The sequence below is a fragment of the Massilia yuzhufengensis genome (assembly GCF_900112225.1).
Taxonomy (GTDB): Bacteria; Pseudomonadota; Gammaproteobacteria; order Burkholderiales; family Burkholderiaceae_D; genus Telluria; species Telluria yuzhufengensis.
The window spans coordinates 64,267-86,535 of the sequence record NZ_FOLD01000010.1 but is presented as its reverse complement, the minus strand read 5'-3'; the positions used below and the strand labels follow the sequence as shown (position 1 = coordinate 86,535).

Genomic DNA, 22,269 nt, shown 5'->3' with positions numbered 1-22,269 from the left:
AAGTGGCAGGCTTCGCCCAGGAGAGCGCCTTGAACGACACCGCACTGCAACGCCGCTGCCACACCGTCTTCCCCGGCCATCGCGCCCGCCCTCCCGCCGAGCTGTTCGCGGCGATGGCGGCGTGGTGCGAAGCGCACAATGTGGAGCACGACCTCTATGGCAGCGGCCAGCTGCTGCAGGAATTCGAAGCGAAGGTCGCGCGCCTGCTCGGCATGGAGGCGGCGGTGTTCTGCATCAGCGGCACCATGGCCCAGGTGACCGCGCTGCGCCTGGCCTGCCAGGACCGCGCGCGCGACCTGGTGGCGCTGCACCCGACCTCGCACATCTTCGTGCACGAGCGTTCCAACTACCAGTTGCTGGGCGCCTTCAAGGCGCTGCAGGCGGGCGAGCCCTACCGGCCATGGACGGCGGCCGACCTGGCCGTGATCCCCGACCGCCTGGGCGCAGTCGGCATCGAGCTGCCGCTGCGCGAGATCGGCGGCCAGCTCACGCCCTGGGATGAACTGCAAGCGATCAAGGCCGACGTGCGCGCGCGCGGCGCCCACCTGCACATGGACGGCGCGCGCCTGTGGGAAGCGGCGGCCGGCTACGGCAAGCCGCTGCACGAGGTGGCGGCCGGCTTCGATTCCGTCTACGTGTCGCTGTACAAGGGCATTGGCGGGCTCGGTGGCGCCATGCTGGCCGGTACGCGCGAATTCGTGGAGCGCGCGGCGGAGTGGTTCCGGCGCGAAGGCGGCAACGTCATCCACCGCACGCCCTATGTGGTGGCGGCGGCGATGGGCTTCGACGAGAAGCTCGCCGCCATGCCGGACTACCTGCGCCGTACCCACTTCCTGTACGGGGCGCTGGCCGCGCACCCGCTGATCCGCGCGAACCCGGCCGCGCCCCAGACCAATATGCTGCACCTGCATCTGCCCGTGACGACCGAGCGCGCGCTGGCGATCCGGCGCGCGCTCGCCGAGCAGCACGGCATCTGGATGTTCAACCGCATCGCCGGCGCCGCCCTGCCCGGCACCAGTTCGTTCGAGCTCTACGTGGGGGACAACCTGCTCAATGCACCGGACCAGAAGGTGATCGACGCGCTGGCCCTGTTCGCGGGGGCGCTGCAGGCGGGCTAGGCGCTCGGCGGCAAGGCCGCATACCAGTCGGCATACGGCGTGTTGGCAACCATCCGGCGGTTGTAGTCGGGCGCGCCATCGTCCCACCATACCGGCCCGCGTTCGCCCAGGGCGCGCTTGGCCGCGTCGACGCCGGCCCTGGCACGTTGCTCGGCTGCCGCGTCGCCTGCTTTCTTCGCCGCCCCCACGGCGCGGCGCGCATCCATCAGGCGGTCGACCAGTTCCTGCCTGAGCGCCGGCGCCAGGGCCGGATTACTGCTGCGCCACAGGCGGCCCTTCACCACGAAGTAGCGGTCGTCCGGCGTGCCCGGGTAGGCCGGGGTGCTGGCCATGGGCGTCACGGCCGCAGGCCGTAGCGGTCGATGAAGGCCGCAACGCCGCCCGGGTTGGCCGCCACCCAGGCCTCCAGCGCCGGCCGGTAGGACTGGCGGAACAGCAGCAGCAGGATCGCCGGCTCCAGTTGGCCGTCGCCCGCGAACGCCTGCATGCGCTGCAGCGCCGGGTCGCTCACGCCTGTCCCGGTGCTCGCCTTGAGTTCGCCGGCAATCTTCAGTGCCTGGGCCCACGCGTCGCGCTCGACCTGGAAGGCGCTCTTCGCGCCGGCCGTGTCTTGCGTGCGCAGGTTCGCCTCGACGACACCCAGCGCCACCCGGATGGCGTAGTCGGGCGTCTCCTGCTGCTTGGCCAGGTCTTCGTCGATGCCGACCGTGAATTTGCCATCCGCCCCCTGCGTCACCCGCACGCCGCGCCGCAGGCCCAGGCGTGCCAGCGGGGTGCCGGCCGCCGCGCGCAGGTCGGCCAGCTTGCTCCAATTGGGGCGCTGGGACGGATCGGCGCTGATGGCCGAGAGCAGCGAGGACACGGCCGCATCGCGCTTGCCCTGCGCCAGCAGCGTGTCAGCCAGGAAGCGCCAGGCCTGGGAATTGCGCGGCTCGATCTCGGTCGCGCGCCGGAACAGGGCCTCCGCTTGCGGCCACTCCTGCCACAGGAAGTGGCAGTCGCCAGCGCCGACCCAGGCCCCGGAAAATTGCGGGTCGAGCTTCATCACGGCTTCGTACTTGTCCAGTGCATGCCGGAGTTTACGCTGCACGAAGAAAGCCTCGGCCTCGGCCAGCAGGCTTGCGGCCTGCGGCGCCACCGCCCGCAGCGGCGATGGGCCGTCGTCGTCCAGCAGGCGCAAGGCTTCCTGCGCGATCGGGTCGTCCGGCGCCAGGGCGGCGGCGCCGGTGGCCAGCGCGCGCGCCCGGTCGCGCAGCGCGCCGGCCTGGTCCGGCGCGACCTTGGTCGACAGCTTGTACAGCAGGGCGGCCGACAGCGACAGCGGCACCGATGCCTGCGGATCGGCCTTGGCGGCGAGCCGGTAGCGTTCCAGCGCTTCCTGGTAGTTGCCCTGGCCTTCGAACACGCGGGCCTCGGCGATGCGCTGCCTGCAGGCGTCCGCGCACATGGCGGGGGCGGCGGCAGCCGCGGGCTGGCACCAGGCCAGCAGGAGGGAGAGCGACAGGATGCGTAGCGGATGCATGGAAGGGCCCGGGGCGACAAAAGCGTATCTTACCGCGCCGGCCCCGCCCCCTTGTTCACCGATTCCCACAGCGGCGCCGCTTGATAGAATGGCGGGTTTTCTACTCCCCCTGCCAACATGCCCGCATCGATCCTGGCCCGGCTGGCCGCCATCTTCCTGTGCGCCGTCTTCGCCGTGCTGTGCCTGGCCAAGGCGCGCCTGATCGGCGACGGCCTGGAATACCTGGCGATGGTCCAGGGTTTCGTCGCCCACGGCTCGCCCGAACTGCGGCGTACGGATGTCGACGCCTTCGCGGCCATGCCGCCACCGGCATTGGCGCGCGCGCTTCTCAAACCCGCCATGCTCGACGGCGCGATCGAGCGCCTCGAACGCGGGGCCATCGTGGAACTGGGCTTTGCCCGCGCACGCGACGGCAGCGTACACGCGATCCACTTCTGGATGTATTCGCTGCTGGCAGCGCCCTTCTATGCGCTGGTGGTCCTGCTCGGCCAGAATCCGTTCATGGCGCTGGTGGCGCTGAACCTGGCCATCCTGGCCGCGAGCGCCTGGCGCGTGCGGGCCTGGCTGCCGGCGGCCGGACTGCCCGAACTGGCGCTGGTGGCGATCATGGGGCCGCTCTACTACACGGTATGGAGCGGGCCGGAAGTGATGGCCGGCTGCTGCGTGCTGCTGGCCAGCCTGGCGGCGCTGCGGCGCGACCTGGCGCTGACGGTGGCGCTGGCGGGGCTGGGCGCCAGCCAGAACCCGTCGATCGCCGGGCTGATCCCGGCGGCGGCCGCCTACGCCGCGCTGTACCGCTGGTTTCCGGCCGCAGCACTGTTCCCCCCGGAGGGCGGGCCGCGGCCCTGGCTGCGCGATGGCGCGCTGGTGGCCGCCGGCATCGCTGCGGCGCTGCTTCCCTACCTGCACAATATGGCGCTGTTCGGGATGCCGAGCCTCATCAGCCACTACTACACCGACCTTGGCCTGGTCACGCCGGAGCGGATGTTCTCCTTCCTGTTCGACCTGAACCAGGGCTTGTTCACCGGCTTCCCTGCCCTGCCCGCGTGCGCGGCAATCATCCTGGCGGCGCTCGAACCAGGACGGCGCCGGGCCTGGCTGGTCCACCTGGGCATCGCCCTGCTGCTCACGCTGGGGATGGCGCTTCCCACGCTGGCCGCCACCAATTGGAACAGCGGCGCCATCATCGTCTCGCGCTACGCCTACTGGACGTCGATGCCGATGCTGGCGGTGTGCCTGGTGGGCCTGGTGCAGCTCGGCCCGCGCACGCGCAACATCGCGCTGTGCGCCGCACTGCTGCTGCAAGCCCTGTTCACCTGGCAGGCCTACCGCAGCAGGGCGCCGTCGTTCATTTCGCATGGACGGCTGGCGGCCTGGGTACTCGACCACGCGCCGCGCTGGTACAACCCGGACCCGGAAATCTTCCTCAAGCGCGAGCGGCGCCGCGAAGACCTGGTCACCCCCGACCAAGTCGTGGTCCACCGGGGACCGCGGGGCGCGACCAAGCTGATGCGCTACTGGTCCAACAGCGCCGACTCCGGCGGCCTGTGCGGGCCAGGCACGCACCTGGCGGCCGCGCACGTGAAGACCCTCGCTTCCGGATGGCGCTACTACAACGCGCCACTGCGCTGCGACCCCGGCCCGGCGCCCGCCGTGCGCATCGCTATCGGGCCGGGCATGCCGCCCATCCTCGGCAGCGGCTGGTCGCGCATCGAGGGCGCCATGGTCTGGACCGAGGGCGAGCACTCGCGGCTGCGCCTGGCGCTGCCGCCAGGGCGCCGCGCGGCCTATCTTGGCCTGGATGGCGCCTATTTCGATGGCGTGCGCGCTTCAACAGTCACGGTCAATGGCGTCGAACTGGGCAAGAAGCTGCTGGGCCAGGCGCCGCTGGCGCTGCCCGCGCAGGTGCGCGGTGCCCGTGTACTCGACGTCACCATCGAGCACGCGCTGCCGGCGCGGCCCGCCGATGCGGCCGATCCACGCGCGCTCGGCTTTTCCTTGCGCGGCGTGGCGATCGAATTCGAGCTTGAAACTGAAGCAAAATAGGCGCAGGCGATGTCGAATCCCGGGCCAGCCCTTCGTCGTAGCGGCAGAGGGTCGTCCTCTGGCCATTGAATAAAAAGGAAAAGCGATCATGTCCACGCATACCGTCGAACTGCACCGCGTCTTCACCTCCACGCCCGACCGGGTCTACCGCGCCTTCACCAGCGCGGCGGCCTTTGCGAAGTGGCTGCCGCCGTACGGTTTCACCGCCACCGTGCACGAATTCGACTGCCGGGTGGGCGGGCGCTACCAAATGTCCTTCACCAATTTCACCACTGGCCACAGCCATTCCTTCGGCGGCGAGTACCTGGAACTCGAACCGGGCCGGCGCGTGCGCTACAGCGCCGCCTTCGACGATCCCCAGCTGCCGGGCCGGATGCAGACCACCGTGGTGCTGCGCGAAGTGATGTGCGGGGTGGAAGTGCGCATCACCCAGGAAGGCATCCCCGCCATGATCCCGGTGGAGTCCTGCTACCTGGGCTGGCAGCAGTCGCTCGCGCAGCTGGCCCGGCTGGTGGAGCCCGAAATAAAAGAGTAGGCCCGGGCCGACCCGCAGGCGCACTCTCGGTTACAATATCAGGCTGTTTCCTATAGTGCTGACGAATGCGCCAATACCTAGAATTCATGCGCCATGTGAAAGAGCATGGCGCGGTCAAGACCGACCGTACCGGCACCGGCACGCTGTCGGTCTTCGGCTACCAGATGCGCTTCGACCTGGCGGCCGGCTTCCCGCTGCTGACCACCAAGAAGGTCCACCTCAAGTCCATCATCCATGAACTCATCTGGTTCCTGCAGGGCTCGACCAATATCGCCTACCTGAACGAAAACGGCGTCACGATCTGGGACGAATGGGCCGACGCACAGGGCAACCTGGGTCCGGTCTATGGCTACCAGTGGCGCAGCTGGCCCACGCCCGACGGCGGCCACATCGACCAGGTCGCGCAGGTGCTGGAACAGATCCGCAGCACGCCGGACTCGCGCCGCATGATCGTATCAAGCTGGAACGTGGCGGACGTGCCGAAGATGAAGCTGCCGCCCTGCCACGCCTTTTTCCAGTTCTATGTCGCCGACGGCAAGCTGTCCTGCCAGCTCTACCAGCGCAGCGCCGACATCTTCCTGGGCGTGCCGTATCTTTGCCACATTCCGAAGATGTACTCATAAAGAGCGTTGCGCGCAACAAGCATTTTCTCGTCGGTAGCCTATGAAGGCAGTATCTATACAATTTACAAAAACTCTGATAGTCTTCGGTTCAGGATGAGCCAGTTAGTCCAGGTCTGGTACTACGCTCTCCCCAAAACGAAAGATTATCGGCATGGACATACAGTACTTAGACCTTCTTCGTGACGTTCTCGAGAACGGCGTTCAGAAATGCGACCGAACGGGGACAGGTACGCTTTCCGTTTTCGGGAGAATGTACCGTCATGACTTGAGCAAGGGCTTCCCTCTCCTAACCACAAAAAAGCTGCACATCAAGTCAATCCTGCATGAATTGCTTTGGTTCCTCCGTGGCGATACCAACATAAAGTACCTGAAAGATAACGGGGTTTCCATCTGGAATGAGTGGGCCACCCAAAATGGCGACTTAGGTCCAGTGTACGGCGCGCAATGGCGTGCCTGGCAGGGGCCAAATGGCGAGGTCTTCGATCAAGTTGCGGCATTAATCGAGGGAATCCGGAAGCGTCCTGATAGTCGTCGCCACATTATTAGCGGTTGGAACGTCGCCTATTTACCAGACGAGTCCAAGGCACCTGAGCAAAACGCAGCAGAAGGTAGAATGGCTCTCCCGCCTTGTCATATCCTATATCAATTCTACGTTGCAAACGGGCGGCTCTCCGCCCACCTCACGCAGAGATCTGGCGACCTGTACCTCGGGGTACCTTTCAACGCAAATTCTTTAGCTTTTCTAACACATATGGTTGCACAGCAGTGCAACCTAAACGTTGGAGAAATCGTTCATTCGATTGGTGATCTGCACTTGTATTCCAACCATTTAGATCAGGCACGCCTACAACTCACACGGGAGCCTCGACCCCTTCCAACCCTGACAATCCATCGAAAGCCAGAGTCAATTTTCGACTACAAGTTCGACGATTTTGAAATCGTTGGATACGATCCCCACCCTCACATTCCAGCGCCGGTCGCAAAATAGCGAGAACTAGGCTTAATCAGAGGCATATCAATTTCCGACTTATGCCTCTTTCCCAAAGCCGGAGGTTCAAAATGATGGATGCCCAGACCGAGCTCGAGACTTTGCACGCGCTTTCACACAGTAGCTCTTCAAATGAACAATGCGCCCTCGAAAATGGAGAACCCATATCTTGTCGTCGAACCACTGGGCAGTGCGCGAAGCAGAGCATATGAATACTCACGCTATGCAGAAAGACTGGGCTCAACGTTTGTAGCTGCCGTTTGCCAACACGCGCGAGACTCTTACGATAAGCAATTTTTAATTAAGGGATCTCGAGCGGTCGGTCTTATACTAGCGGTTGCTCATCTAGATTCATTCTTCTGCATACTAAAGAATACTCTAGATAAGTACCACCTTGTATCAACTAGTGCGATGGAATCATCGCATTTGCACGAATTTGCCAATGATTTCTTAGCGAGTCGCAGCATAACAAATTGCAATTTATCGACGAGTGATACACATCATTACGAGAAGAATCTTGCAATACTTAAGCGTTACGCAGACGCCGGGATTCTTTGTGTGGATCTCCAGCATTTCGCCTCGGTTAAGCAAAGCCCGTATTACGTCCTGCATACTGAGCCTACGAACGGGACATCAATAACGTATGAATATTCCAGAATTGCAGACAGAGTTGGCGCCATGTTTGTCGCCTCTGCTTGCGCCTTGATTCGGGAATTGCGCAAAACAGCAAATGTAACCGAAAGGACCTGGCAGGACAACTATGCTGAACGCTTCGATCATTTTCTTGGCCAGCTACATCCGTTCCTAGAGTCAATGCATTATCGTTCGACCGAGGCACTAAGCGAAGATGGATGGCAACAGTTTGTTGACTATCTGGCGCGTTCGATACTTGAAGATCGGGTGTCAGGTAAGACCGGAAACATGATATCTGCAAAGACAAAAGATAAACAACGCTTAACAACTAACAAATTACTGGCAAATCTGGCTCTAAGAGGCTTGCTACCAAAACGTTTTGAAATTCCTCCACCTGGAGGACGGATGAGAGCTGTCGACGGAGAATCGAAATTCACACAGAGAGGCTTCTATGTGAAAGAGAAGAAAGAAGTTGCATACTCACCGTTCATCCTGATGATTCAACAAGGTGACAAAACAAATCTCTATAGTTACGAAGCTTTCCAACCGTTAGCTAGGTTTTTCCTATTGGAGGCACTCCCTGCGTTGGACCGATATTATAATATCCGCACGAACCAGCAAAGAAAGGTTTGTCACCAAGTCGTCACATCATTGTTATCTTTTCTTATGAGGCAAAAGGGCATAGGATCTATGCCGGACTTTTTCCGGAATCTCGGATCCGCCGCGTTTCGCAGAATCGAAGCGATGACGTGGGAAAAAGCACTTTACGAGTGGCGTGCAGATTTAATTTGCGATACTGCAACGCCAGAGAGTTCTCGTTCGATCCTCAGAAAGCATAAACTCATTGGAACATTGAACCAAGTATGGGCCGTTCTAGCATCATCTAATGTCGTTCCAGAAGTCAAACTAAAAGGCATCAAAAATGCGAAAGCTAGACAAACTTCGAAGAGCCGTCCCTGCCTCGCACAACTCTCTCCCCGAGAAAACGGCACCGAACACGGGAAAGACACAGAGCGAAATGCGTTAATCAGTAAACTGACGCGACCATTCGACGAATTTGAAAAGTCTGAGGCAATCGAGTTCATAACCGCCCTGTATGCGCACCTCCCTTCACAAAACGTTAAGTTGCTTGACTTAGATTCTCTCGTTTCGGAGATTCGGAAACTGAACACGTTTCGTCTAGAGTCCTTGAGGCGATGTGCCGAACTCGACTTTCTGCAGTGGTACGAGCATTGGCTCTTTGGTCAACGGGCACTGATAGAAGCTACACACTCATCGCAGGAACTGATTGCACTACTCGACTACACGGAACGATCAGTCTCTGACCGCCGTCGTAATGCTACAAAACTTATAACTGGTACTACCTTACCTAACCTCGGCAATGCCCTTAGCCTCATGCTGGAAGCACTAGACGGCAACTCAAGTGGGATCAGTGGCAGATACCACCACCTGAAGAGGCGCTGGGGTGGCCACGAGCAACTTCAAGCATACTTACATCCCCATAAACGCGCGACTGTCGCTCTGTGGATCCTGCTTCTAGTAGATACGGGCGCGAACTGTGAGGTCGTCCGCGAGATGCCTACAAACTGCCTCACGAAAACCGAAGATTCAACACACATGACGGTATCCTTCGGTCAAAAAGCACGAGCGCACTACGTACGTATCAATGACAGCCTTCCGGTTGCGCCGCAACCAGGTCAGAAACTATCTGCTGTACAGGCAATCCGGTATTACCTTTCAATGTCGGTTCGCTATCGAGAAGAAGCCGATGTTAGTGTCGCAAACACACTTTTCTTGGATACTCAGCAGGGACATATTGTAACGATTACGGAATCTAGGGCCCGTGAGGATTTCAAAGCATTTCTACGGGATCATCCTGAACTGCATAATCTTGACATTCGCCCGTCATCTATTCGCCCCTCATGTCTTCTGGAACTGCAGCACAGAGATCCACTGATACGCATCGAGACTGCACAGGCGCAAGCAGATCACGCTTCCGCCACAACGACCGGCATTTATACACAGCGGACGCATACGAAACTTGTACAAATTGAGAAGATCCGGGCATTCACGATAGCTTTTCAAGCTGTAATAATCGAATCCATTGACGGTGCGGCGGAAAAACTTGGAATGTCCCATGAGGCTGCTGTAAAGCTCTTTTCTAACGCAGCGCGTTCTGGCCTTGGCGTTGCATGCTTGAATTCAAAAGCAGGCATCCAACCTGGAACGCAGCAAGGCGAAAGCTGCACAAGATTAGACGCCTGTCCCGGATGCGAAATGCGATACATCGTCGGAACAGCGGATAACATTGCCGACTTGATTCTCTTTAATGAATACCTTGAATCTAGGGAGGAGAATGAGATCATGTCGAACGCTATAGCGTGGGAAAATCGCTGGCTTCCATGGCGCACGCTAGCGGAAGTCGCTCTAGCTAAATTTTCGCAAGGCGAAACAGCATCGAGTTATATTCAGGCAAAGTCGATCGCAGACGCGCGTCGCCCTAATTATAAACCATTTCCGTTATTTTGATTATGGCCACTGCACGAAGTCTAGATCTGAATGTTGTAGATGAAAGCATCCCGAATGCCCTCCATACCGTCGGAGGATTTCGGCCCCATTGGCTTTTGACTAATTACGAAAATCACGAGTGGTTAGTACAGAATATCGGTGAGAAAAACCCCCGGGTGATAAGCTTTAACGTAACGGTGCCCGGTGGCCGTAAGCTCAAGGATTATCCTAACCTATACGAATCGATAAAACGCATAGCATATGGCGTTAGGACGGGTCCACTTGCCGAAGTTGACAGTGCTGAAGTTCAGCTTGCCATAGTTAGCAACCTCACTACGCTCGCCTGTTGGATGATCGGACGTGAAATCGAGCGGTTTTCTCAACTGACCAATATTGATCGCGAAGAGTATGCGGCCCTTGCCGTGTATGGGGTGCACAGTATCTTAAATACCGAGTCTACTCTCGAGCGGCACCTCGAAGCGCAGGTTGCGAAAGCAAACTTTGCGCCAGGTGAGGAGAAAGCTGATCGTCGAAATAAAGCCAAGGCAGTATTTCCGTTTAAGAAAGCAAATAGCAATACGAGCACCGTCGTGTTGGACCGGCGGCAAGTTCTAGCCGACGCAGGACTAGATCATATTGGGTTCAGCTCAAACGTATTAGCGTCTCTATTTGACGAGTTTGAGGCCCTTTGCTGCTTTTACCAACCTAGCATTATTAAGAGCCGCAAAGCGAAATCAAGAGATGACCAGGAAGACAAGCCCATCTCTGAGGAACATCTTCGTCGTTTCCTCATGTCCTTCAAGTATTTGTATGAACATCGACGATATTTGAATGATGCCCCACTGAGAGATCCGCTAGCGCTTACCTCAGCACGGGCTGAAGCCCGCAAGCTAGGAGCAGAAATTGGGCGTACAGGTACTGTTCCGATCAAACAAGCGACACATTTAATAGAGCGGTCGGCACGCTGGGTATTAGACTATTCGCCTCTTATCCTGGACCTCAAAAGACGAGCAGACGAAGCATCCAGGGACAGCATCACCGGTCGTCAAGGGAGTTATGCTGAGCATCTAAGGTCGATAAAGACTTGGCCATCCGGACCTGCGAGTCCATTCCCGATACAGCTAGAACGCGCAAAGAATGTCGAAGAAGAACGACTGGATTCGATTTTGGCTGAGTCGGGGAGCGGGGGGATGACGATACATGGCGCAATTATCTCGTTGATGACTGCATGTTCGATAGTGATTGCTGCATTTACCGCCCGGCGCGTGTCGGAAATCATCGGACTAAAATATGGCTCATTGTATACTGATGAATCAGGAAAGCTCTGGCTCAGCTGTTTTATCCATAAAACGCTACGAACAGAGTCGCAAATACCCGTTCCAGAGATAGTCGCCGTCGCAATCAATGTCTTGGAGCAGATAAGCGAGAAAGCAAGAGGCCTTACCGAGGTGCCCTATATTTTTCAATATAATGTCCCTGGCACAAGTCGGACGCACGGACTTAGCGCCGCAAAACTACCAAATTTTGCATTGAGCAGTCATTTGCGCAGGTTTGGTTATCTGATAGATGTGCCGCAATTGGACGATGGGACTCGATGGACGTTCAAAGGACATCAGTTCCGACGCTTCTTTGCCATCTTGTACATATGGGTTTATGATAAGGGTGACTGGGGTGCCCTCCAGTATCACCTGCGACATTTCACGAGGGAAATGACTCGTCGTTACGTGACAGAAACCGATATGGGTCAAATTATTGCTTACGCAGCGAAAGAACATACTGCACAGATTTTAGCAAATGCAGCCTCTGGCATAAATCCTATTGGTGGAATCGAGGGCACGAGGCTAAAAGAGGCGGCTGAGCGACTTCGCAATCAGATGGCAAGAAAAGTTGAGGTAGTATCAGAGCGAAAATATAAGCAGAAACTAGAGAAGCTCGTCGATCGCACAGGACTTCAACTTGCAGGCTTTCCTTGGGGATATTGTGTAAAGAGGAAAGGTCAGGAGGAGAATATCTGTAATTGTACGAGTACCGGTGATGCGGATTTTACTAAGGCAAGTGAAACAGTATGCACAGGATGTGAATGTAACATGTTGACCTCTTCTGCATTGCCCATTTTTTCCGCAGCGATTCGGATGCACCAAAATATCGTAGACTCGCCAGACTCGCCCCCCATATTGAGGAACGCGAGTAATGCGATTTGTCAAAAGCTAAATAAGGCAATTGCAGAGATAAGCTAAGGTCGCCTGCAGGGCCGGCTAAGAATTACCAACCCTATTTTTCCGATAATCATTCGAGTTATGCGCACACCACATGTTGCACTGCAACGACGAAAAGCCGCGATTGAGAAATTTGATCATAAAGTAAAGACACTGGAAACGTTGCTGGAGGCCGACACTATTGAGAATGTGCCCGATAACATGCGACCTACAACTTTTGTTGAGTGGGAGGATGAAGAACTCGGCGTACTAAAATTTTCACGGAATGCACTTTACGAGACGGACGAGGAATACATCAAACTGCACAACAGAATGAAGGTTGTGCTCGCAGCGTTAGCGAAGAAGAGGAGCAGACCCAGTAAGGTTGAGAATGAGGCGACTCGGCTTAAAGACAAGACGGAAGTTTTGGAGCGTAAATTACAAGCGTTTGTTAATGATTATGCGATGGTTAGATCAGAGCTCGAAGATAAGAATAAAGAGATAATTAGACTTCGCTTAGAGCTGCAGAGAATTCGCGAAAACGGATCGAGCATTACTCGTTTGCGTCCCGTTAAGAAGCCTTCCGATAACGAGAAGTTCTAATATTATGCCCTGCTCGCTAGACTTTACTGATGATGGATTTGTCTATGCTGGAAAGTCATATACCGGCATTCCGGTACTACTCGATTCCAGACATCACTTCGTTACCCCCGTTTGCGACTACTTACGTAATCTTGTAATACGCGAAAAGTTTGAGCTTGGATCAGTTAAGACATATGCGCAATCTATTCAGAATTTTTGGAACTATCTTGAGCAGATTCGACTTCCTTACACAAACGTAACAGACAAAGAACTCCTATCCTGGATGAATATGCAGGAAGCTCGTGGCAATAAGCTGTATGTTATAGGAGCAAGATGTGATTCAGTTTTCGATCTGTACTGCTGGTTAGAGATTCATGGGTACATTACGAACATGGTGAGAGTGCCGGGACACAATGACCATGCAGTTTTCGAACCAATGCTTTCAAGCAAGAAGGCGGCCAATGGAAGATTTCGCCGTTCTCGATATGGAATCATTTCGGGAATTAGACCAAAGAATAAGGACGCAGATTCTTTACAGCCGACACCAACCAGCGAAGATTTAACCAAATTATACGTAGTCGCGGACAACCCCGGGAATCAGGATCTAACAGACCGCAATCATCTGCTTATTGATTGGTATGGACAAACTGGGGTACGCCGTGTTGAGGCTCAGAACTTAACTGTTGATCAAATCCCAGAGTGGCCCGCTATTGACCGTCTTCGTTCCCTTGGTCATGCGTACGAGTTGCGTTTGACAATTACAAAGGGCGGCAAAGCCCGTCACATCGGTGTGTTACCTGACCTCCTCGAGCGCACTCGCGATTGGATTGAAGGTCCCAGGGATAAAATCATCAGACGATTTAAAAGAAATGGTCTAGCTTACAGCGAGCCGAAGGAGATTTTTGTTTCGTCTAAGACTGGTAAGGCTCTTACGCTGACATCGATGACGAATTTGTTTACTGCATTCTTTAGTGAAGCGAATGTAGAAGGACATGGACATAGGCTTCGGGCCTACTATCTTACCAACCTTTTACATGCCGAGGTAGAGGCTGCGATTGGGACGCTACGATCCAATGGTGGATCCGCTGTAGGTATCGATTGGGATCTTATCCTCCGGAAAGTGGCGGAGCGAGCTGGTCATCAGAATTTAGAGTCTCTGCGCAAATATGTAACGATTCTTAAGAAAAAATACAACAAGATTTCAGGTCACGACGACTTTGTAACAATTGAACAATCGATCAGAGCGATGAAGCAGCAGCTTTATTTGATTGAGCATAGAATCAGAGAAAAGAAGTCAGAGCTTGATTCACTAAATAACGCAAATACAAACCGAAAACGTAGGTGATTTGCCCTTACGAAGTGTTCGTGCGTCCAGCGGTAGAAGTCTCATGAGACATATTACCAAGGACATTCTGAATCTCTGTGATGCGCTTACATGGATGCAATTTTACAAATCCTGGACTGAATCGTTTGCTCGTCGGTCCTACGACGGAAGCGTCTTCATCGCTTCGACCTCATCTGTTCATTTGCCCGAGCGAATAGTCCGGCGCAAGCTTTTTAGGCCGTATGTGCACCTCTCTTGCAGCGTCTCAAGCTCTTGTTCTATTTGCATTTTGTCCTAGTTTTGACAGGAGAAATGCTTTCATTGCATGTTTTTGCGAAGTCTGAACGCTTCTTCACCCAGCTCCGCCCCTACTAGCGACCGCCGTGGCACTTAGCAGAGCGCAAGCGTGATTGTTCTTGGTTGTCTAAAGTGTGCGCCATGCTCGATTTAGTGTATCATGTTACATGCCCCCTACAGGGGGAGTAACATCGTTCCGTTCAACTTCCCGCTCGCACAGCCGCATAAGACAAATGTTCACAGTTCATGACACGTGGGAGCATGCATCCCCGCTTCAACAAAGCAGATTGCGGCACTCGGGTTTAAGGCGATACAGAATGGTGGATGTTTCTGCCCCCCTGCGAATCTTTTACGTCGAACTATCACCAGGAACCTGCTGGGATAGTTACGGCCTTAGGAAATACTTGTTCAGTAGCCTTGTCGACGTTCAAGAATTTGTCGCTAGTCAAAGTGATTTTTATATAAGAGTCTACTGCAGTTTTTCCGATCAGGAAAAATGGAAATCTGGGAAAATTCACAAAATTTTGTCGATTCTTGACATTGAAGGATTCGAAATCCTATTTTTCCAGTTTGATGACGGTACTGTTTATCTAGACGGAGCCGGTCAGGTCGATGATATTGCTTGGGGCGACACAAATATTTTGTGGCGCGACACTTCAGATCACGACAGGAGCACTTAAGATTCTAAAACTTGAGCAAATCTATAATTATTCAGTGTGGGTAGTCTAGATTATCTCAGAGCGGGCGACGAATGATCTCGCCTAACTCTCTCAGCTTTTACAAAATATTACAGTGGTTCATGGCTTGGAGGCAATGAAAAATTATGCTCTACTTAACGCTAGCCTTGATGTCGTTTGCGCAAATCAATTCGGAGAACACGCAGTGGAAAGAATCACGGCGAATTCCGGGAGCTACTGTGTACTTAGAACAGAATAAGACCTGGACTTCGCCTGATATTGTGCATGTACTCTCCCTAATCGACTACATTGAGCCTCAAATCCTCCCAGGTCAAGTAACTTATTCTTCGCGGATTTCACTACACGAGCTTGATTGTAAATATAAGAAATATCGCATCTTAGAGTCAACGCGATACCACGGGAATATGGGTGGTGGTGAGGAGGTCTTACTAACTAAAGCGACTCCATGGAAACGATGGTATATAGGAACTTATGCTGCTAGTCGCGGCAACGCAATATGCACTAGGTGACGCATTTTATTATCGTACCACCCTACGTCCAATCGAATTTGAGATACCTAGAGTAAACGGATCGTCGCCGCTTAATCATGCTATATCATTCAGTGAGTTACTCTCGTGATATCGCGCGCCTTCCATTGGCGAGCCGATTGATATTATTTATACTGTTTCTCTGAGCTGTGCAAGGAGGTGAAAAATCACACAAGCCACTGTTACAGTGAATGAACGAAGAAGCTGCGTTGTAACTTGCACAGTTTTTTTATGCGTGTGACGTTCGATGACTTTTTGACCTAACAGAAACCCATGTGAATTTTCGCGTCCCGGCGATCACTTGTTTAGGAGCTGGTATGCACCAAATATGACTTCGAGTCTTTTAAAGGATAAATAATTGGGTTGTGACGCGGTGTCCGCAACGGCGCGCAGTTGGAGTCTTCAAATACTGTACTTCATCCGGCAAGTCAGCTTTTTTTGTAGCCCATCTTTGGCTGCATGACATTACTTCTATAATGTCGGATCCTAGTGAAGGTGATTTGCACAATTTTAGCTGGGTGCATGAACCCGCTACTAAGTTTAACCACGACCTTTAGTCAAATTAAGAACCGCGACGGGCATCACACAGGCGCTTACATCTTTGTTCTATTAGAGGGCGTGGATGGCTAATCTCCTATGCTTCTATGGCCATAACGCCACGATCGTTGGCCTGAGCAGCAGCGGTTCGTTGTCTGGCGAATGGTTGTGTTGACGAGCTAAATTGCGCCCTACCTGTTCTTGGCAGCCTTGCGAAGCTTTCTCCTGCGGCGTGTATTGGTTTCTTTCGTCCAGCTTTTGAGACCGCGACGTCGCTGGATCTTGCCGTGAGCAATGAATCCGGCGGCGATGGTGCCAAAGATGACCCCGACCAGTACCGTCAGATCGACCATCTCGTCAGTAATAACGAAGTTCATGCAGTGCTTCCCCTCAAGCGTAGTGCGTTGCCGATCACCGACACCGAGCTCAAGCTCATGGCCAGCGCCGCGATCATTGGAGAAAGGAGTTGCCCGGTAAAGGGATAAAGAAGGCCTGCAGCCAGCGGAATTCCCATGGCGTTGTAAATAAATGCAAAGCCGAGATTCTGCCTCATGTTGCGTACGGTCTCCAGCGAAAGAAGTCGCGATCGCGCAATCGCGCGCAAGTCGCCTTTGATGAGTGTGACGTGAGCGGAGTTGATCGCGACGTCAGTACCGGTACCCATCGCAATCCCGACGTCCGCCTTCGCTAGCGCCGGCGCGTCGTTGATGCCGTCGCCGGCCATTGCGACGACTTTGCCCTGTTGCTGGAGCCGTTCGACGAGGGCCAGCTTATCCTGCGGCTTGACCTCACCGTAAACGTCCGAAATGCCGAGCTTTGAAGCAACCGCCTTTGCCGTGGTCACACCATCGCCGGTCGCCATCACGACCGTCATGCCAGCCTCGCGGAGGGTTGCCAGGGCTTCCGGCGTCGTCTCCTTGACCGGGTCCGACACTGCGATCAGGCCTACGAGCTTTCCTTGAAGTGCCAGGTACATCACACTGGCGCCGACATGCCGAAGCTCCTCCGCAGCACTTTGCAGGGGCGTCCAGTCGACCTTTTCGATGTCCATCAGTGCGGTGTTGCCCAATGCAACCCGTTCACCCTTCACGGTCCCGCGTACTCCGATCCCGCTGGACGATTCGAAGGACTCAGGTTTGTGTAGCGGCAGGTTCTGCCTGCCTGCCTCAGCGACGATAGCATGTGCCAGCGGATGCTCACTCCCCTGGTCGATACTGGCGGCGATTTGAAGCACATCCTCTTCCTGGAATCCGGAGGCAGCCATCGCCCGGTCAAACGCAGGCTTACCTTCCGTGAGCGTACCCGTCTTGTCGACGATGATCGTGTCGACCTTGCGCATGGCTTCGATCGCCGCAGCGTCGCGGAACAGCACACCCTGGGTAGCCGCGCGGCCTGTCGCCGCCATGATCGACATCGGCGTCGCCAGCCCCAATGCACAGGGACAGGCGATGATCAGGACCGCGACGGCATTTACGAACCCATAGACCCAGCTCGGTTCCGGCCCGAACAGGCCCCACCCCAGCAGGGTGAGTAGCGCTATGACGACAACGACCGTGACGAAATAGCCGGCTACCACGTCAGCCAGGCGCTGCATGGGCGCCCGCGAACGCTGCGCCTGCGCGACCATCTGCACGATCTGCGACAACATGGTCTGTGACCCCACGCGCTCGGAACGGATGACAAGACTGCCGCTCGCGTTGATGGTCGCGCCGATGACCTTGTCGCCCGGCCGCTTCGTGACCGGCAGCGGTTCGCCGGTGAGCATGGCTTCGTCCACTGCGCTTTCGCCCTCCAGGACAACCCCATCGACCGGCACCTTCTCGCCAGGCCTGACCCGCAACGAGTCGCCGATGTGGACGTGCGAAAGTTCGACGTCTTCCTCGCTTCCGTCCGCACGAATCCGCCTGGCCGTTTTTGGCGCCAGGCCGAGCAAGGATTTGATCGCCGCCGAAGTCTGCGAACGTGCGCGCAGCTCAAGGATCTGGCCGAGCAGCGTCAGGGAGACGATGACGGCGGCGGCCTCGTAGTAGACGCCGATCCGACCGTGCATTGCGAAGTTGGACGGGAACAGGGCTGGGAACAGGGTCGCAACCAGGCTGTATCCGTACGCTGCGGCGACCCCGATACTGATCAAGGTCCACATATTCGGACTGCGGTTCTTGAGCGACTGCGCACCACGGACAAAGAATGGCCAGCCTGCCCACAGCACTACCGGCGTGCTGAGGAGGAGCTCGATCCAGCTCTGGTATGCTAGCCCTCCGCTGAAGATCCGGTGCCCAGCCATCGCTAGGATCGTGACAAGCACGGTCAGCGGCAGCGTCCACCGGAAACGACGGCGGAAGTCCACTAACTCCGGATTCTCTTCCTCCTCCAGCGATGGCAGCAGTGGCTCCAGCGACATTCCGCATATCGGGCAGTTGCCCGGCGTGGATTGCTGGATTTCCGGATGCATCGGGCAGGTGTAAATCGTCCCTGGCGGCGCCTCCGGCATAGCGGCAAGGGCGCCTTTCTCAGTATAGCTGGTGGGATTGGCGCGAAACTTGTCCATGCACTTCACACTGCAGAAGTGAAAGCGGACTCCTTCGTGCTCGATGCGTCGATCTGGCCGGTCTGCAACGCTCATTCCGCATACCGGATCGGTATAGGGCTTATCGGACAACGTAGACGAATGATGCTGCGAGGCGTCGGCCATGCCGCCGGGTTCGGCATTGCCGGCATGATGCTCATGCGAGTGGCAACATTCCTGATTCTTACGCTGGTGACCAGCGTGATCATGCATTTCGTTTTTCATGGCAGCTCCAGTTAAAAGCGACTGAGGTTCTCGCACGGCCCACTTGTCGCAAGCGGTGCGCGGCCTAAGATGTCCATGCGTTTTCCTTGGCGTGATTCAGGGAATACCGTGGAATCTCGACCGTAAGATCCGCCTCCGCGACGATCGCCTGGCACGACAGACGGGACAAGTGCTCGACGCCCCAAGCCCGGTCAAGCATGTCTTCCTCATTGTCGCTGGCTTGCGCGAGAGATGGGAAACCCTCCCGTACAATGACGTGACATGTCGTGCAGGCCCCAACCTTGCCGCAGGCATGTTCGATGTCGATGTCGTTTTCGAGCAGCGCATTGCAAATGCTTGTGCCGGAGGCGGCTTCGATCGACGCCCCGGAAGGTACGCAATCCGGATGCGGCAGTACGGTAATTCTAGGCATGTGCCGACTCCTTCCCGGCACTTGAGCTTCGGTATCGGCAGAAGAGACAGCGCGAGGTCGCTGTCGTCTTCTCCGAGCCGGACACCGCGCTCGTTATCTGTTTCGACCCCAGCGAATCGTGCAGGCCTGTGCTGGACATTGCTGTCACGAGATCGACGGAACGGTGGGCCTCGGGGCCAATGGACTCATACATAAGACGCCTCCGGAAAGTGGTTATTCCACTATAAACCTTCCAATAATGGAAAGGTCAAGCGAATTTTCCGCTGAACGAAGGCGCAGGTTGGTGTGCGCGACATCTAGGTTGAAACGGGTTTGCAGCCGCTTCAACCCTTTCCTCGGTCAGAACTCATTGTCCTTCCGTTTGTCGCCTGTCATGGGCACAAAGCCGCAGTCCGAGTAGCGCTTGCACAGCATCTCGCGCATATCGTTGATTCCGTTCTTCTGGACGACGACGATGTTTTCGCAGTAACGCCGTAAACCGTCGTGGTTCAGATCGCTCTTCACTGTACAGTGCAGGCTCGGTGCAAGCGCGCTCAGGTGATGGTTACTGAAGGACCTCAGAAAGACCTGGTTGAACTGCGCCCCGGCTGGGGTTGCCTCGAGCATAGCGATCATGCGTCTTCCATCGGCCGTGAGCTGCGGCTGATATTGGATGCCGTACCACTCCCTCAGAAAGCGCTGGGCACGGCCAATCTCTTCGCGCTGCTCTCGGTTGCCCATGCGCGCCATCGACTTGATCTCGTCATCGCTCGCCTTTGGCGGTGTCGCATTGAAGCCAGGGGTCGGCGATGTCCCTTCCTGGGGAGCCACGACTTGCGCGTCTCGCGCCAGGTCCGTGCCGGCAGCCAGCTCCGTCATCCGCAGGGCGGAATAATGGTGATTGATGATGAAGACCAGGTAGTTCTTTTCAAACTGCGCGGTCGCTCCCCTGCCCGGCCCATCGGCATGCGCCACGCTCATGCCGGGCACGAGCAGGCTCAAGCTCAGGGCGAGACTACGGCCGAGCACACGAATGTTGCCGACACGGTATGACTGATTGAACTGCTTGCTTGCGAATTTCATGATTGCTCCTTTGAACGATAGAGAACGAGTCATTTGGCTGAGGTATAGGGCACGCGACGCCGGCGCCGCACAGAGCAAGCCGCGATTCCTGCCCCCACCAGGAACATCGCGTACGCTGATGGTTCCGGAACTGCAAGGACAACATCGTTCGCAGTCGCCCAGTAGACATTTCCTTGCTCGCCAATAGTGCGCAGCGATACTTCGGTCAAGGGGTTGGTCGACAGGAAACCGAGGAACGACGTGGGTGAGGATCCTTCAAGGGTGTAGCTTGTGCTACCTGATCCATCCATCGCCGTGAGCTCGATCGTTCGCCCGGACACGTAACTTCCATAGGCGTCCGTCGCAAAAAAGCTTCCCCCGAAGCCAAACACCCCAAGTGAGAATGCGCTGAAGCTGACAACATCCGAAGCAAGCGTCGGCGCCAGATAAACGTCGCCGTTATTCATCACAGGAAAGAAGCCTCCGTCTCCCGGGCCCGCATTGATGCGATACCCATATGCTCCGGCAGTTCGTGAGAGTTGGGCCTCCAGTTCGGAGGTTGGCAGATCGTCGAAACGATCGGTGCCGGCCGCCTGCACCGCTGACAGGAACGATGCCTCGTTGGTGAAAACAGTGATCTCGGCGTGTGCCGGCATCACCACAGACAATAGAAGAGTCGCCAGCAGAGCCGGCTTGGGCAATGCATTGTTGCTTTTCATGATTTACCTCATTGCTCAGTTGTTCATGCGAGCGCCACCATGCCCGTGCCAAAAAGCACGGACTTGCAGCTTCGTAATTAACCTGAATGCCTTGCAGTCCGGCGATGCTCAGGAAGGCGCAACGGGATGGCGAGACACAAGGGTAGAACGGCGCAATGAATCAGGCGCGCGGCGGAGGGTCGAGGACCGGAGGAATAAAACTGGAAAAGTCGGCCTGAAGGGAATGCGACCGCTCGGGGGAGGTGGAAGGCGCGCTCAGCGGCAGAAATGAAGGGACCGGGGCATAGGGGACGACGAAGCTCGAGCAACAGAGCGATTTCGACTTGCAACAGCTACCTTCGGTACCTTCCGCCATGTCGGAGCGCATGTTGGCGCGCATGTCGGGGCAATCATCTTTCTCTGCTTGAGAATCCGCCTTCACAAGCTGAATTTGGGGCGAATAGGGAAAACGGAAAAAATCGGGCGCTAAGGCGATTTGGCCGAGCATATCGCCCGCAAACCATTCCGCGCAGTCGACTTGCAAACGCCCTGACCCTATACTGTATAGTCGACATTTATGACCGGGGGCGGTCTTTGCTTGGAAAAATAAAAGATGTCGAACGCGCAGCTGATGGCAGTAGTCGAGGTAGACAAAGGAGATCGGATAATTTGTCAGCGCGACGGCTGTCGCCACAGCGTGTACAAACGCATCCACATCGTGCGGGAGAATGGGCGGTTCACCGTCCTCGGCTCCGAGTGCTTCAAGCTCCTATACGGCTCCTATGACACCGGGGCGGTGCCCGTTTATGGATCAAGCGCTGGCCAGCTTCTTACCGACGCCGAGCGTCAGCTACTAGCCGAAAACACTGAACGCTTCATTGCCATGCTGGAGGTACAGCGGCTTCAACTGGAGCATGCCCGAGCACTGGATTTACGCGCTAGACAAGAAGAACAGCGAGAGCGCGAGGAAGCTGCACGAATTATCAGAGGCGCCTCGGATGCGCTGCGTGACGAAGAACGCAATGCTCAGTCGCCTGCCCTGGAAAACTGCCGCCGGCAATACCCAGGGCTCAATCTGGCCACACCAGGCTGGCAGGGCTTGGTTTATTTAGAGAAGCTAAGAATCTTGCGTGAGGGGCGGGGGAATCGATTCACGCAGCCGCGAACTGAATCTTCCCTTTTCTAGAATATTTC

The 22,269-nt window shown here is 56.1% G+C and carries 19 protein-coding genes and 1 pseudogene; 12 read left to right on the top strand and 8 right to left on the bottom strand.

Going from position 1 to position 22,269, the window contains the following annotated elements; all coding sequences use genetic code 11:
* The first annotated feature begins 29 nt into the window (after nt 1-29).
* Complete coding sequence (locus tag BM031_RS10815) at nt 30-1,118, top strand: threonine aldolase family protein (RefSeq protein WP_091874580.1); 1,089 nt, start codon at nt 30-32, stop codon at nt 1,116-1,118.
* Here the strand turns inward: BM031_RS10815 and BM031_RS25910 are convergent.
* Nucleotides 1,115-1,450, bottom strand: coding sequence for a hypothetical protein (locus tag BM031_RS25910; RefSeq protein ID WP_091874579.1), 336 nt, complete (start codon nt 1,448-1,450; stop codon nt 1,115-1,117). The two genes, BM031_RS10815 and BM031_RS25910, sit on opposite strands and share 4 nt — an antisense overlap.
* Before the next feature lie 5 nt (nt 1,451-1,455).
* The gene (locus BM031_RS10805) at nt 1,456-2,640 is read right to left on the bottom strand and encodes a tetratricopeptide repeat protein (RefSeq protein WP_091874578.1); all 1,185 of its coding nucleotides are present in this window, start codon (nt 2,638-2,640) and stop codon (nt 1,456-1,458) included.
* 117 nt (nt 2,641-2,757) lie between these two features.
* Between BM031_RS10805 and BM031_RS10800 the strand changes: the two genes are divergently transcribed.
* From BM031_RS10800 to BM031_RS26345, 10 genes and pseudogenes are all read left to right on the top strand, one after another.
* The gene (locus BM031_RS10800; RefSeq protein WP_091874577.1) at nt 2,758-4,686 is read left to right on the top strand and encodes a hypothetical protein; all 1,929 of its coding nucleotides are present in this window, start codon (nt 2,758-2,760) and stop codon (nt 4,684-4,686) included.
* An 88-nt stretch (nt 4,687-4,774) separates the two neighbouring features.
* The gene (locus tag BM031_RS10795; RefSeq protein WP_091874576.1) at nt 4,775-5,221 is read left to right on the top strand and encodes an SRPBCC family protein; all 447 of its coding nucleotides are present in this window, start codon (nt 4,775-4,777) and stop codon (nt 5,219-5,221) included.
* 65 nt (nt 5,222-5,286) lie between these two features.
* Nucleotides 5,287-5,814 (top strand): annotated as a pseudogene (locus tag BM031_RS10790) (thymidylate synthase); the annotation flags it as partial.
* Nucleotides 5,815-5,995: 181 nt separating this feature from the next.
* On the top strand, nt 5,996-6,832 hold the full coding sequence (locus BM031_RS10785) for a thymidylate synthase (protein WP_091874575.1): 837 nt from the start codon (nt 5,996-5,998) through the stop codon (nt 6,830-6,832).
* A gap of 132 nt (nt 6,833-6,964) precedes the next feature.
* On the top strand, nt 6,965-9,994 hold the full coding sequence (locus BM031_RS25050; RefSeq protein ID WP_177207710.1) for a hypothetical protein: 3,030 nt from the start codon (nt 6,965-6,967) through the stop codon (nt 9,992-9,994).
* 95 nt (nt 9,995-10,089) lie between these two features.
* Nucleotides 10,090-12,210 carry a site-specific integrase gene (locus tag BM031_RS25045; protein WP_177207709.1) on the top strand — a complete coding sequence of 707 codons (2,121 nt, stop codon included), beginning with the start codon at nt 10,090-10,092 and terminating at the stop codon, nt 12,208-12,210.
* Nucleotides 12,211-12,270: 60 nt separating this feature from the next.
* On the top strand, nt 12,271-12,771 hold the full coding sequence (locus BM031_RS10780) for a hypothetical protein (RefSeq protein ID WP_143084562.1): 501 nt from the start codon (nt 12,271-12,273) through the stop codon (nt 12,769-12,771).
* A gap of 4 nt (nt 12,772-12,775) precedes the next feature.
* Nucleotides 12,776-14,095, top strand: coding sequence for a site-specific integrase (locus BM031_RS25040; RefSeq protein ID WP_143084561.1), 1,320 nt, complete (start codon nt 12,776-12,778; stop codon nt 14,093-14,095).
* 680 nt (nt 14,096-14,775) lie between these two features.
* On the top strand, nt 14,776-15,051 hold the full coding sequence (locus tag BM031_RS25035) for a hypothetical protein (RefSeq protein WP_143084560.1): 276 nt from the start codon (nt 14,776-14,778) through the stop codon (nt 15,049-15,051).
* Nucleotides 15,052-15,194: 143 nt separating this feature from the next.
* Nucleotides 15,195-15,578 carry a surface-adhesin E family protein gene (locus tag BM031_RS26345; protein WP_370660046.1) on the top strand — a complete coding sequence of 128 codons (384 nt, stop codon included), beginning with the start codon at nt 15,195-15,197 and terminating at the stop codon, nt 15,576-15,578.
* A 746-nt stretch (nt 15,579-16,324) separates the two neighbouring features.
* On the opposite strand, the gene BM031_RS10775 is transcribed toward BM031_RS26345, so the two are convergent.
* From BM031_RS10775 to BM031_RS25030, 6 genes are all read right to left on the bottom strand, one after another.
* A complete protein-coding gene (locus BM031_RS10775) occupies nt 16,325-16,510 on the bottom strand; it encodes a hypothetical protein (protein WP_091874573.1) in 186 nt (61 codons plus the stop codon).
* The gene (locus tag BM031_RS10770) at nt 16,507-18,825 is read right to left on the bottom strand and encodes a heavy metal translocating P-type ATPase (RefSeq protein WP_091874572.1); all 2,319 of its coding nucleotides are present in this window, start codon (nt 18,823-18,825) and stop codon (nt 16,507-16,509) included. Before BM031_RS10770 ends, BM031_RS10775 begins: the two co-directional genes overlap by 4 nt.
* 163 nt (nt 18,826-18,988) lie before the next feature.
* A complete protein-coding gene (gene fdx / locus BM031_RS10765) occupies nt 18,989-19,336 on the bottom strand; it encodes an ISC system 2Fe-2S type ferredoxin (protein ID WP_091874571.1) in 348 nt (115 codons plus the stop codon).
* Between the two features lie 339 nt (nt 19,337-19,675).
* A complete protein-coding gene (locus BM031_RS10760; protein WP_177207708.1) occupies nt 19,676-20,398 on the bottom strand; it encodes a DUF305 domain-containing protein in 723 nt (240 codons plus the stop codon).
* Between the two features lie 29 nt (nt 20,399-20,427).
* Entirely contained in the window at nt 20,428-21,096 is a 669-nt protein-coding gene (locus tag BM031_RS10755; RefSeq protein ID WP_091874570.1) for a PEP-CTERM sorting domain-containing protein, read from the bottom strand.
* Nucleotides 21,097-21,256: 160 nt separating this feature from the next.
* A complete protein-coding gene (locus tag BM031_RS25030) occupies nt 21,257-21,583 on the bottom strand; it encodes a hypothetical protein (protein ID WP_143084558.1) in 327 nt (108 codons plus the stop codon).
* Between the two features lie 105 nt (nt 21,584-21,688).
* Here BM031_RS25030 and BM031_RS10750 point away from each other — a divergent pair, with 105 nt between their 5' ends.
* Complete coding sequence (locus BM031_RS10750; protein WP_051516974.1) at nt 21,689-22,261, top strand: hypothetical protein; 573 nt, start codon at nt 21,689-21,691, stop codon at nt 22,259-22,261.
* Nucleotides 22,262-22,269: the final 8 nt, after the last annotated feature.